The organism is Paraburkholderia sp. BCC1885, assembly GCF_900996235.1.
GTDB lineage: Bacteria > Pseudomonadota > Gammaproteobacteria > Burkholderiales > Burkholderiaceae > Paraburkholderia.
Window position 1 is genome coordinate 36273 of record NZ_CAAJGM010000219.1, and the last position, 12883, is coordinate 49155.

The window sequence follows — 12883 nt, forward strand, 5'->3', positions numbered from 1 at the left end:
GCGCGCCCCCTGGGCAGCGCATTTGCCGTTCGCGATACTGCATTGCAAAGAGCTTTTATGTCTTTTGATTCCCTCGGCTTGTCCGAACCGCTGGTCCGCGCTGTCCACGAACTCGGCTACACCACCCCTACTCCCATTCAGTTGCAGGCGATTCCGGCCGTGCTGAACGGCGGCGACCTGCTCGCCGGCGCGCAGACCGGCACCGGCAAGACGGCCGGCTTCACGCTGCCGATCCTGCAACGCCTGAACACCATGCCGCCGGCGACGGCGGCGAACGGCAAGCGCGTGGTCCGCGCGCTGATCCTCACGCCGACGCGCGAACTCGCCGCGCAGGTCGAGGAGAGCGTGCGCGCCTACGGCAAGTATCTGAAGCTGAAGTCGACGGTGATGTTCGGCGGCGTCGGTATCAATCCGCAGATCGATGCGCTGCGCCGTGGCATCGACATCGTGGTGGCGACGCCCGGACGTCTGCTCGATCACATGCAGCAGAAAACCATCGACCTGTCGCATCTCGAGATCCTCGTGCTCGACGAAGCGGATCGCATGCTCGACATGGGCTTTATCCACGACATCAAGCGCGTGCTCGCCAAGCTGCCGCCGAAGCGCCAGAACCTGCTGTTCTCCGCGACCTTCTCCGACGAGATCAAGGCGCTTGCCGACAATCTGCTCGATTCGCCGGCCCTGATCGAAGTGGCGCGCCGCAACACCACGGCTGAACTGGTGGCGCAGAAGATTCACCCGGTGGACCGCGACAAGAAGCGCGAGCTGCTCACGCATCTGATCAAGGAACACAACTGGTTCCAGGTGCTGGTGTTCACGCGCACCAAGCACGGCGCGAACCGTCTCGCCGAACAGTTGACCAAAGATGGCATCAGCGCGCTGGCGATTCACGGCAACAAGAGCCAGTCGGCGCGTACACGCGCGCTCGCCGAGTTCAAGACCAATACGTTGCAGGTGCTGGTGGCGACCGATATCGCCGCGCGCGGTATCGACATCGACCAGCTACCGCACGTCGTCAACTACGACCTGCCCAATGTGCCGGAAGACTATGTGCACCGCATCGGCCGGACGGGCCGTGCCGGGGCGTCGGGCGAAGCGGTGTCGCTGGTGTGCGTCGATGAACTGCAGTTGTTGAAGGACATCGAGAAGCTGATCAAGCGCGCCGTGCCGCAGGAAGTGATCGCCGGCTTCGAGCCGGATCCGAACGCGAAGCCGGAACCGATCCTGCGCCGTGGCCAGGGTGGCGGTGGCGGTGGCGGTGGACGTCAGCCGCGCCAGGGTCAAGGTGCGCCCAAGGGCGAAGGCGGCCGACGCGATGGCGGCGCCGCCAAACCGGCGAGCCCCCGCTCGGGACAGCGTCCGACGGGTGGCCAGCCGCAGGCCAGGTCGCAGGGTGCAAAGCCGCAAGGCGCGAAGCCCGCTGGTTCGGCCACGCAGCCACAAGTGCGCAAGGACAATCCGCGTCACGAGACCACGCGTCATCATGGCAAGCCTGCCGCGGCGACTCACGACGCTGCCGGCGCGACCCATGCGCCGCGTAAGCCGCAAGCTCAGGGCAAGCCGCAAGGCGGCAATCCGGGTGCGTTGCTAAGCGGCGCCAAGCCGCGCGGCGATGCTCCGCGCAGCTCGCAACCGCCGCGTAACGGCGGACGCGGGCGTTAAGCCCGGGCCGCTGCGGCGGCCTGCTTCAGGTGCTCGATCTGCTGTTCCCACCGGTCGAGCACCGCCGCTCCCCCCTCTTCCAGCTCGAAGCTGATGCCGCCGGTCAGGCGCGCATACGGCACGCGCTGCGCCTCACCGGTATCGATCATGCCAATGAAATGGGCAAGCCCGCTGCTGTCCGCCGGCGCGCTGACCAGCGGCTGAAACCGTAACTGCACCTGATAGAAAGCATCCTCACAGACGAAGCTCAGCGTCGCACGACCGCTGCGCGCGAGCACGCCAGCGGCCCGCGACTGCGGCCATAGCGCGACGCACAGCGTGCGTGAATCGGGGGCATACAGCTCGCCCGCGCCGAGCAGCGAAGTCCGCACGTGGCCGCTGGCGGCGTCAGTGGTCAATAAGGAAGCCGTAAAGCCCACCTTGCCGGCGAGCGACATACCATCGAACAACGCGCGCGGCCCAGCCGGCCATTCGTCGAACACGACCTGTTCGAGTGGGCTGCGGCGTTCAGTCAACGTCTAACCCGTGAGCGCAAAAACTAGCGGAAGAACACATGCTGCGTGATCTTGGCGAGCGGGTAATGCACGCCAGGCTGGATGCGTGCGGGCAGATCGAGCGGCTTGAGCAGCATCTTCACGCACATGTCCGCCGACAGATTGCGTCGCACCAGCGCATTGATGCGTGCCGCGCGATCGCGGTTATACGCCGAGTCGTGCACGCGCTCCGGATAGCGGATCGCAAACACATGGCGCAATGCGATCTCCGAGTCCTCGTTCTTGATTTCCAGCACACGGCGCATCAGCGCGCCCAACACCGCAAGACGGCCATTGCCTTCGATCTTGTTGTACTTCTTGAAATACTTGAAAAAGTGCTTGTAATGACGGACTTCGTCGGTGCGGATGAGGTCGGTGATTTCTTTGAGCACCGGTTCGTCCGAGCATTCGCCGATCGCGCGATACAGCGTGGCCGTACCCGTTTCCACCACGCAGCGTGCCACCATTTCAAGCGCGCGGGTCTTTTCGAAGTCTTCGACCGAACAGGTCTTCGAATACTCTTCGAAGAAGTTGCTGAAGGCCGTATCCCAGTCGAACTCGGGCCACACATACGCGATATAGGTCTTCAGCGCGCGGCCGTGCTGCATTTCTTCCGGCTCCCACTCCTGGTTGAGCCAGGCCGAGACTTCGGGGTCGCCGTTGAAGAAGGTACTCAGATTGCTGGTGTAGAGGTCCGTGCCGCTTTCAATGAACGAAGCCGCGCACAACAGAAGCAGCAGATCTTCGTTGGCCACGGCCCGTTGCCGGTCGATCCGGGTGAGGTCGATGTCCTCAATCCGCCAGGGCATCACATGATTAAACTCAGTGTGCATTTGTTCCTTACTCCGAAAGCTGCATCGACTCCTGGAGCGTGCCCAGAACTACCTGCGTTCGCCCGGCTGCGTTCGCATCGATACAGCGCCTTGAATTAGATTTAACCTCTTGTATCTTGCATCTTAGCTGGTGTTCCGCAAGTCTGCAGACATCACAGCACAGACCATACCCAGGCGCAGCAGTTCCTTCGGCAAGATAGTCGGAATGTTCCAAATCAACACAAGGCTCTATGCGGCGCAAAAAAACAGCCTCAAGGACTGCCAGGTCTCGAGCCATGCAACGGCGCACGCTGCCAGAAAGTAATACGCAGTAAGGCCCGGCGGCCCGTCCGCCGCCACTCTGCGGGCCTTGCGTTCTCAGTGCGCGAGGGATATGCCGCGCGCGAAGCGATGCCTGCGCCACGCAACCATCACGAGCGACAGGCCGGACAATAGCGCGGCCGTCGCCACGTAATAACTGGGCGCGAGCTTGTCGCCGGTCAGATGGATGAAGGTCTCGACGATGGTCGGCGCAAAGCCGCCAAAGATAGTCACGCCGATGCTGTAAGCGATGGAAAGCCCCGTCGATCGCACGTGGGTCGGGAAGATTTCCGACATCAGGGCCGGCATCGGCCCGGAGTAAGCGGCCTTGAAGATGCCCGAGGTGCCTTGCAGCAGCAACAGCCATCCCACGGTCGGATGATTCTGCAGCAGTGCGAACATCGGATAAATCAGCAATCCCATCAGCACCGACGTAGTGAGCATGATGCGGATGCGGCCGATGCGGTCCGACCAGGCGCCCATTACCGGCGACAGCACGAACTGCAGCCCGCCGTTGAGTATCACCGCACCGAACGACACCGCCGCCGGCATGTGCAATTGTTTCACGGCATAGAGCGGCATGTAGAGCTGCAGCACGTACACGCCCACCGTCGATTGCGCCACGATGCCGATAGCAAGCAACAGGTTCACCCAGTGGCTGCTGAACGAGGCGGCCGGATCGCGGGTCTTGTCGGGATCGAGCTCACGCTCGCGGTCCAGCGCCAGAAACTCGGGCGTCTCATCCAGCTGCGAGCGGATGTAATAGCCGATCGGCCCAATTAGCACACCGAACAGGAAGGGAATGCGCCAGCCCCAGCTATTCAGATGCTCGGGCGACATCCACACGGTGAGCAGCGTGCCGAACGCCGCTGCCAGGATGGCCGAGAGCCCCTGGCTGGCGAATTGCCAGCTTGCGAAATAGCCGCGTCGCGATGGGCTATGTTCGACCATGAAGGCCGTCGCGCTGCCGAATTCGCCGCCCACCGCGAATCCTTGCACGAGCCGCGCGAGCAGGATCACGACGGGCGCGGTCGTGCCGATTACGGCGTAAGGCGGCATCACCGCCATCGTCAGCGTGCCGGCCATCATCAGCGTGATGGCGAGTGTCAGCGCGGCCTTGCGGCCTTTGCGGTCGCCGTAGATGCCCAGCACCACCGCGCCGAACGGCCGCATCAGGAACGAGATGCCGAAGGTGGCGATGGCGAGCAGCGTCGACAGCCACTCGTCGTGCATCGGAAAGAACTGTTTCGCGATGATGCCCGCGAAGTAGCCATAGACCGAAAAGTCGAACCATTCCAGCGCATTGCCGACCGACGACGAAAACACGATCCGCCGCACCATCGATTTCGACAACGGCGCGCCGGCTTGGGGAGAAGCCGCCACGGCGGCGGGCGTTGCGAGATCGGTCATGGTCGGCCCGGTGGGAAATGCGCGCTCAGAAGCCGGCGGCCAGACCGTCGCGGCGGCTGTCGCTGGCCGCCACGTAGCCGCGCTCCGGCTCGTTGCGGTCGAGCTTCCAGATGTACTGGCCCGAGCCGAAGTCCATATACGGATCGTCGACCGACTTGATCGTATGGCCGAGGTTTTCGAGCCCGCGCGCCGTGTCGGCGTCGAGCGTGGCCTCGATGTCGATGGTGAAGTCGCGGTTCACCTTCCAGCGCGGCGCATCGCAGGCGGCCTGCGGCTGCTGGCCGTAGTCGAGCATCCGCACGACCGATTGCAGGTGGCCTTGCGGCTGCATGTCGCCGCCCATCACGCCGAAGCTCATCACGGCTTCCTGTTTGCCGTCGACCTGTTGCGTGAGGAAAGCCGGAATGATGGTATGGAACGGCCGCTTGCCGCCTTCGACGACGTTCGGCGACTTCGGGTCCATCGAAAAACCGCAGCCGCGATTCTGCAGCGAAATGCCGCTGTCCGGCACGACGATGCCCGAACCGAAGCCCATGTAATTCGACTGGATGAAGCTCACCATCATGCCGCGCTCGTCGGCCACCGACATATAGATCGTGCCGCCGGCTTTCGGCATGCCGAAGTCGAACTGGGTGGCGCGCTTCGGATCGATCAGCTTCGCGCGCTCGGTGAGGTAGGCGTCGTCGAGCATCTGTTCGGGCGTCACGTCCATCGAACGCGGGTCCGCCACGTAGCGGTAGACGTCGGCGAAGGCGAGCTTCATGGCCTCGATCTGCAGATGCTGCGACTCGATGTTATCCACCGCGAGCGAGCCCACATCGAACTTTTCGAGGATGCCGAGCGCGATCAGCGCGGCGATACCCTGGCCGTTCGGCGGAATTTCGTGAACCGAGTAGCCGCGGTACTCCTTGGCGATCGGTTCGACCCAATCCGCGCGATAGTTGCGCAGATCTTCGGCCGTCATCGCGCCGCCGCATTCGCGCGAGAACGCCGCGATCTGCGCGGCGATCTCGCCTTCGTAATAAGCGCGCGGACCTTGCTCGGCCAGCTTGCGCAAGGTCTTCGCATGACCGGGGAAGCGCACCAGTTCGCTCACTTCCGGCGCGCGGCCGCGCGGCATGAAGGTCTGCGCGAAGCCCGGCTGGTCTTTCAGTTCCGGCACCGCGGCCGCCCACTTGTAGGCGACGATGCTCGCCACCGCATGACCGCGCTCGGCGATTTCGATGGCGGGTTCCATCAGGTCGGCGAACGGCAGCGAGCCGAATTTCTGATGCAGGGCCTCCCAGCCCGCGATCACGCCGGGCACCGTCACCGCGTCCCAGCCGCGCTTGGGCTGCTTCGCGAGACCGGCTTCCTTACCATACTTGCGTTTGAAGTAGTCCACGTTCCACGCCGCCGGCGAGACCCCCGAGGCGTTCAGGCCGTGCAGCTTCGCGCCGTCCCACACGAGCGCGAAGGCGTCGCCGCCGAGGCCGCACGAGACCGGTTCGACCACCGTGATGGCCGCAGCCGCGGCAATCGCCGCATCGACCGCATTGCCGCCCTTCCACAGCATGCGCAAGCCGGCCTGGGCCGCGAGCGGGTGCGAGGTCGAGACAATATTGCGGGCGAAGACGGGCAGACGCGGCGTCGGATAAGGGTTTTGCCAGTTGAAGCGGGTCATGTTGGAGACTCTCGGAAAGCGCGGCCCGGCGCGACGCAGCCGCCGGAACCATTAGAAAACCATCACGGAACGAACCGCTGATTGCAGCGCGAACCACCCGAAAAAACAAATTCATTTATTAAATGAATAAATGCAGAAACTACCTGAATAGACCAAACCGGCGCGGTGCGAGTCGCGGGCGGCCGTCGGATGCGGCCTCGACGCAAGTCGCATAGGTCGGCGGACAACTCGCGAGTTGGTCTTACAATAGCTCACCCGAATGGCTCACCGTTAATCATCGCTCGCTCCTGGCGCGGGCCGCCGTATCCGGCGTCGCGCCATCACCTGATCCGAGACACATGACCCGAGACCCCCGCCTGACCCTCAACGCACGTCAACAGGAATTGCTGGAATGGGTGCAACGCGACGGCTTCGTGACCGTGGATGACCTGGCTGCCCATTTCGACGTCACTCCGCAAACCATCCGGCGCGACGTCAACTGGCTGGCCGACATGAACCTGCTGCGCCGCTACCACGGCGGCGCGAGTCTGCCCACCAGCTCGGAGAACGTCTCCTACACCGCGCGGCAGCGCATGTTCCATGACGAGAAGCGCCGCATCGCCACGCTGGTGGCCACGCATATTCCCGATCAGGCGTCGTTGTTCATCAATCTGGGCACCACCACCGAGGAAGTGGCGCGCGCGCTGAACCGTCATCGCGGCTTGCGCGTCATCACCAATAACCTGAATGTCGCCAGCATGATGAGCGGCTATCCGGATTGCGAAGTGCTGGTGACGGGCGGCATCGTGCGGCCGTGGGACAAGGGGATTGTCGGGGAACTGGCGATCGACTTCATTCGCCAGTTCAAGGTGGATTTCGCCATCGTCGGCACCTCGAGCATCGAGACCGACGGCACGCTGCGCGACTTCGATACCCGCGAGGTGCGCGTGGCCGAGGCGATCATCGAACATGCACGCACGGTGTTCCTCGCCGCCGACCACTCGAAGTTCGGCCGCCCCGCGCTGGTCCGACAGGGCCATCTGGAACAGATCGACGCCCTCTTCACCGACGCCGCGCCGCCCGCCGACATGGCCGAGACACTGACCGCAGCCGGCACGCAGGTCTATATCGCGCAATAGCCGGGATGCATGGCGCAAGGTTTTAACCCGCGCCTTCGCTCGCCTGACTGAAACCGCCAGCCGCATACTGCGGCCATGCCCGCTTTGCTGCAGCGCACGCAAGACTTCGAGTGAAATCAAGGATTTGCTCGCCAATCCAGACCGCCGCTGCGGCGTCCGGTTGTCAAACGGAAAATTTTACGAAGACGATTTGGGGTTCGGCGTGCGGTTGACTACACTCCAGTTCCCCGGCGCCATTTTCAATGCGCGCCGTTTGAATTGCTGTCACTCCCGCCTGATCCTGTCGCGGATCGCGCTGCGTCGGCCACCACGCCGGCTAGCTGCCCCATGGGCCATCCGCGCAAAGCCTGACATGGAGAGAACGATGCTGAGTCCGCATGAATTCGCCACGTTGTTGCTCGTGAAGGATGCCCCCAATCAGGTCGATATGGACCGCGAGGAGCTGGATGCGCTGTTCGAGCGACAGCTCGTCCAACTCGAAAAACTCGCCTCGGGCCTCAAGCAATGGCGCGTCACGGACATTGGCGACACGGCAATCCGGGCGATCAAGCGGTTCTCGTGATACGCCGGGGTTCTACCGGTAGGACCGAAGTGCGGCGCGTTCACTCACGCCGCACCGAAGTAACCACTCACCTGCGAAGCAAACCTCAACCGCTGCGTAGCGTCGGATCAACCGCCGCCCGCCAGCTCAACGCGCGCGCCTGTTGGTCCAGGAAATACGCCGCCCACTGATTACGTGCCTGCTGGTCGCTGCTCGCGCCGAGCGTCGAATAGTGCTGGGCGATCGAAGTCTGGAACGCGCAGTAATCCGCCTTGGACAGCTTGCCGCTCCGGTTCGCGATGTACGCGTCATAGAACGTCGTGTAGACCGACTGCGCGTCGTTGCCGTAGTCCACCGGCGCCGCGCTGCACATCTGCTGCAATGCTACGAACGACGGCGCGCCCATACTGCCGCTCAGGCTCGGCGTGCTCACGCAGCCCGCCAGTAGCGCCGTCGCGCCGATTACCCAGAGTCCTCGCATGATTTCACCTCGATATGGCTATTGCCGTGAGTATCGTCGGTGACGGCGCGTTGCGCCACATTCAGAACAAATCTTCAGACAACTCGAACTTTACTTTTTCGATTTTGTTCATTAAAGTTCGAAAACGAACACTATCGGTTCGATAGATTTTCTTTCCTTTCCGCTTTTCTTTCCATAACGCAGGGGACACAGCAGGTGACGCAAGGCTCCAGATACGATTTGCTCGTCGTGGGCGGCGGCATCAACGGCGCCGGCATCGCACGCGACGCCGCTGGCCGCGGCCTGTCCGTGCTGCTCTGCGAACAGGACGATCTGGCCGCGCATACGTCGTCGGCCAGCACCAAACTGATCCACGGCGGCCTGCGCTATCTCGAATATGGCGAGTTCGGCCTGGTGCGCAAGGCGTTGCAGGAACGCGAAACGCTGCTGCGCGCCGCGCCCCACATCATGTGGCCGCTGCGCTTCGTGATGCCGCACATGCCGAATTTGCGGCCGGCCTGGATGATCCGCGCCGGCCTGTTCCTCTACGATCACCTCGCACGCCGCGAACTGCTGCCGGGCTCGCGCGGCATCGACATGCGGCGTCATCCGGCCGGCGCGCCGCTGGTCGAATCCATCCGGCGCGGCTTCGTCTATTCCGACGGCTGGGTCAACGACGCCCGCCTCGTCGTGCTGAATGCGCTGGACGCGCAGGAACACGGCGCCACCGTGCTCACACGCACGAAGCTCGTCAACGCGGTGCGGGCCGGCGGCGAATGGCACGCCCAACTGCGCCGCGCCGACGGCACGCAACTGGATGTTCGCGCCGGTTCGATTGCGAACGCCGCCGGTCCGTGGGTGGGCGAACTGCTGCACGGCGCGCTCGGCCGCGACGCGAACCATAGCGTGCGGCTCGTCAAGGGCAGCCACATCGTCACGAAGCGGCTGTTCGAACACGATCACGCGTACATTTTCCAGAATCCGGACAAGCGGATCATCTTCGCGATCCCCTACGAGCACGACTACACGCTGATCGGCACCACGGACATCGAATATCACGGCGACCCGGCCCAGGTCGCGATCAACGGCGACGAAACGCAGTACCTGTGCGATTCGATCAACCGCTATTTCAAGCAACCCATCTCGCCGGCCGACGTCCGCTGGACCTATTCAGGCGTGCGTCCGCTGCTGGAGGAAGAAGGCGCGGACAACCCGTCGGCCGTCACGCGCGATTACCGCCTCGAACTCGACGCGCCCGCCGGCGAGGCGCCGCTGCTGTCGGTGTTCGGCGGCAAGATCACGACCTTTCGCAAGCTGGCGGAGGAAGCCGTCGACGAACTGGGCCGCGCCTTGCACCACCCGGCCGCGGCGTGGACCGCCAGCGCGCCGCTGCCCGGCGGCGACATGCCGCAGGCCAACTTCGAGCGCTTCCTCGCGCAGTTCAAGCAGCAATACGCGTGGTTACCCGCCGACCTCGCGCACCGCCTCGCGCGTGCTTACGGCACGCGCGCGCAGCACGTGATCGGCGCGGCCAGTTCACTCGCGGAGTTCGGCCGCGCTTTTGCGCCCGGACTTCATGAAGCCGAATTGCGTTACCTGCGCGACATCGAGTGGGCGCGCAGCGCGCAGGACGTGCTGTGGCGCCGCTCGAAGCTCGGTCTACATGTCGAGCCAGGAACATTGGAGCGCGTCACGCAGGACATCGACGACTGGTTTGCCCGTTCGCCCGTCGAGCGAGAACCACTCAGGCAGGCTGCGGCGAGCCAGCATGCGTAAGCATCGATAGACCGGCACGAGCGGACCGATGGGTCCGCCGCAGAACCAATCAGTACAACCAGGCACTAACAAAAAGCATTCCTAGCACCGCATTCCGGCGCGCCCCGCCGCAACCGGAATGCACGAAGTCACGGCAGTTGCAGCATCCAAAAAACAACAAGCCGTTCCCGTCGCCGGATCGTCGATCCAGTGATTCATAAAACATGGAGAAGAGACATGCAGGATCAGTACATTCTCGCGCTCGACCAGGGCACGACCAGCTCGCGCGCGATGCTTTTCGACCGTCAGGGCAATGTGATCTCGACGGCGCAAAAGGAATTCCAGCAGATCTATCCGCGTCCGGGCTGGGTCGAACATGACCCGCAGGAAATCTGGTCGACCCAGGCGGGCGTCGCCGCCGAGGCCGTCACGCGTGCCGGCATGAACGGCACGTCGATTGCCGCCATCGGCATTACCAACCAGCGCGAAACCACGATCGTCTGGGACCGCGAAACCGGCCATCCCATCTATAACGCGATCGTCTGGCAGGATCGCCGCACCGCCGACTTCTGCGACGAACTCAAGGCACAGGGCCTCGAAGAAAAAGTCCGCGCGAAGACCGGTCTGCCGATCGACTCGTATTTCTCGGCCACCAAGATCCGCTGGATTCTCGATAACGTCGAAGGCGCGCGCGAAAAAGCCAGCCAGGGCCGCCTCGCATTCGGCACTGTCGATAGCTGGCTGGTGTGGAATTTCACCAAGCACGGCCTGCACATCACGGACGTGACCAACGCGTCGCGTACCATGCTCTTCAATATCCACACGCTGCAGTGGGACGACGAACTGCTGCAGGCGCTCGACATTCCGCGCAGCATGCTGCCGGAAGTGCGTCCGTCGTCCGAGGTGTACGGCCCGACCAAGACCACGGTGTTCGCCTCGAAGATCCCGCTCGCCGGTATTGCCGGCGACCAGCACGCCGCGCTGTTCGGCCAGATGTGCACGCGTTCGGGCATGGTGAAGAACACCTACGGCACCGGCTGTTTCCTCGTGATGAACACCGGCGACAAGCCGATCGAATCGAACAACAACCTCGTCACGACAATCGCCTGGCAAATCGGCGACCAGATCAATTACGCGCTCGAAGGCAGCATCTTTATCGCCGGCGCCGTGGTGCAGTGGCTGCGCGATGGGCTCGGCATCATCAAAAGTGCTGCGGACATCGAAACATTGGCGCGCACGGTGCCGCACGGCGACGGCGTGTATCTGGTGCCGGCCTTCGCGGGACTCGGCGCGCCGCATTGGAATGCACGCGCGCGCGGCACGCTGTTCGGCGTCACGCGCGGCACGACCTCGGCGCACATCGCCCGCGCCGCGCTCGATTCGATCGCCTATCAGTCGCTCGACGTGCTGAAAGCGATGGAAGCCGACTCGGGCATCCGCATCGACGAATTACGCGTCGACGGCGGCGCCTGCGCGAACAATCTGCTGATGCAGTTCCAGGCCGACATTCTCGGCGTCGATGCAGTGCGGCCGAAAGTCAGCGAAACCACTGCCCTGGGCGCGGCTTATCTGGCCGGTCTCGCCGTGGGTTACTGGAGGGACGTCAACGAATTGCAGAGCCAGTGGGCGCTCGATCGCCGCTTCACGCCCGACATGGAACCCGCCGACGTCAAGAGCAATCTGGCCGGCTGGCAACGGGCGATCCGCGCGGCCAAGGCCTGGGCCGACACGCCTTGATCCGCATTGCGATGCATCGATAGGGATTGAAGCAGCCGTCGCACCCGCCGAGGGGCGTGCCGCCAGTCACGCAAGCTCGAGGCCAGGAAGCCGCATCCGAGGCGGCTTCCCTAATAAATATATTTTGGAGAACAAATCATGTCACCGTACATAGCCGAATTTATCGGCACAGCGATGCTTGTCCTGTTGGGCAACGGGGCCGTCGCGAATGTGTTGCTTGCCCGCACCAAAGGCAAGGGCGCGGATCTGATCGTCATTGTGATGGGCTGGGCCATGGCGGTCTTTATCGCGGTCTTCATGACGGCGTCGTTCAGTGGCGCGCATCTGAATCCGGTGGTGACGATCAGCCTCGCGCTGGCCGGCAAGTTCGCGTGGAGCAAGGTGGCCGGTTACGTGGCCGCGCAGATGCTCGGCGGCATGGCGGGCGCGGGGCTCGTGTGGATGGCCTACCGCCAGCACTTCGAAAAGGAAGAGGACGCGGATATCAAGCTGGGCGTATTCTGCACGGCGCCCGCGATTCGCAGCGCCCCGCATAACTTCCTCACCGAAATGATCTGCACGTTTGTGCTGATTCTCGGCGTGCTGTATCTGGCCTCGCCGCAAGTCGGTCTTGGTGCGCTGGATGCGCTGCCGGTCGGCCTGCTGGTGCTCGGCATCGGCATTTCGCTGGGCGGTCCGACGGGCTACGCCATGAGTCCGGCGCGCGACCTGTCACCGCGTCTGATGCACGCGCTGCTGCCGATCCCTGGTAAGCGCGACAGCGACTGGCGCTACTCGTGGGTGCCCGTGCTGGGCCCGCTCGCGGGCGGCGCGGCCGCCGCGTGGATCTACCTGCACGTTCATTGATTCGCCGCCGGGCGGGACGTGAAAG

The 12883-nt window shown here is 63.6% G+C and carries 11 protein-coding genes; 6 read left to right on the forward strand and 5 right to left on the reverse strand.

The genetic code is table 11. From position 1 onward, the window contains the following. The first annotated feature begins 57 nt into the window (after nt 1-57). Nucleotides 58-1662 (forward strand): DEAD/DEAH box helicase, encoded by a 1605-nt coding sequence (locus FQ755_RS24790; RefSeq protein WP_144157652.1) that lies wholly within the window; start codon nt 58-60, stop codon nt 1660-1662. Here FQ755_RS24790 and FQ755_RS24795 read toward each other — a convergent pair. The 4 genes from FQ755_RS24795 to ggt form a co-directional block, all read right to left on the reverse strand. Further along, nucleotides 1659-2177 carry a hypothetical protein gene (locus FQ755_RS24795; RefSeq protein ID WP_144157653.1) on the reverse strand — a complete coding sequence of 173 codons (519 nt, stop codon included), beginning with the start codon at nt 2175-2177 and terminating at the stop codon, nt 1659-1661. The two genes, FQ755_RS24790 and FQ755_RS24795, sit on opposite strands and share 4 nt — an antisense overlap. A gap of 23 nt (nt 2178-2200) precedes the next feature. After that, nucleotides 2201-3028: a ferritin-like domain-containing protein gene (locus FQ755_RS24800; RefSeq protein WP_144157654.1), complete on the reverse strand. Its 828-nt coding sequence runs from the start codon at nt 3026-3028 to the stop codon at nt 2201-2203. A gap of 357 nt (nt 3029-3385) precedes the next feature. Next, nucleotides 3386-4738 (reverse strand): MFS transporter, encoded by a 1353-nt coding sequence (locus tag FQ755_RS24805; RefSeq protein WP_144157655.1) that lies wholly within the window; start codon nt 4736-4738, stop codon nt 3386-3388. Between the two features lie 25 nt (nt 4739-4763). Beyond that, nucleotides 4764-6401 (reverse strand): gamma-glutamyltransferase, encoded by a 1638-nt coding sequence (gene ggt / locus FQ755_RS24810; protein ID WP_144157656.1) that lies wholly within the window; start codon nt 6399-6401, stop codon nt 4764-4766. 338 nt (nt 6402-6739) lie between these two features. On the opposite strand from ggt, the gene FQ755_RS24815 reads away from it, so the two are divergent. Together FQ755_RS24815 and FQ755_RS24820 are read left to right on the forward strand one after the other, a co-directional pair. Then, the gene (locus FQ755_RS24815) at nt 6740-7519 is read left to right on the forward strand and encodes a DeoR/GlpR family DNA-binding transcription regulator (protein ID WP_144157657.1); all 780 of its coding nucleotides are present in this window, start codon (nt 6740-6742) and stop codon (nt 7517-7519) included. Between the two features lie 364 nt (nt 7520-7883). After that, the gene (locus FQ755_RS24820) at nt 7884-8081 is read left to right on the forward strand and encodes a hypothetical protein (protein WP_186308659.1); all 198 of its coding nucleotides are present in this window, start codon (nt 7884-7886) and stop codon (nt 8079-8081) included. Nucleotides 8082-8166: 85 nt separating this feature from the next. Here FQ755_RS24820 and FQ755_RS24825 read toward each other — a convergent pair whose 3' ends face one another. Beyond that, the gene (locus FQ755_RS24825; RefSeq protein ID WP_144157658.1) at nt 8167-8541 is read right to left on the reverse strand and encodes a hypothetical protein; all 375 of its coding nucleotides are present in this window, start codon (nt 8539-8541) and stop codon (nt 8167-8169) included. A gap of 195 nt (nt 8542-8736) precedes the next feature. On the opposite strand from FQ755_RS24825, the gene glpD reads away from it, so the two are divergent. From glpD to FQ755_RS24840, 3 genes are all read left to right on the forward strand, one after another. Then, nucleotides 8737-10296 (forward strand): glycerol-3-phosphate dehydrogenase, encoded by a 1560-nt coding sequence (glpD, locus tag FQ755_RS24830; RefSeq protein ID WP_144157659.1) that lies wholly within the window; start codon nt 8737-8739, stop codon nt 10294-10296. A 216-nt stretch (nt 10297-10512) separates the two neighbouring features. Beyond that, complete coding sequence (gene glpK / locus FQ755_RS24835) at nt 10513-12012, forward strand: glycerol kinase GlpK (RefSeq protein WP_144157660.1); 1500 nt, start codon at nt 10513-10515, stop codon at nt 12010-12012. A gap of 138 nt (nt 12013-12150) precedes the next feature. Continuing rightward, the gene (locus FQ755_RS24840) at nt 12151-12858 is read left to right on the forward strand and encodes an MIP/aquaporin family protein (protein ID WP_144157661.1); all 708 of its coding nucleotides are present in this window, start codon (nt 12151-12153) and stop codon (nt 12856-12858) included. The last annotated feature ends 25 nt before the right edge of the window (nt 12859-12883 follow it).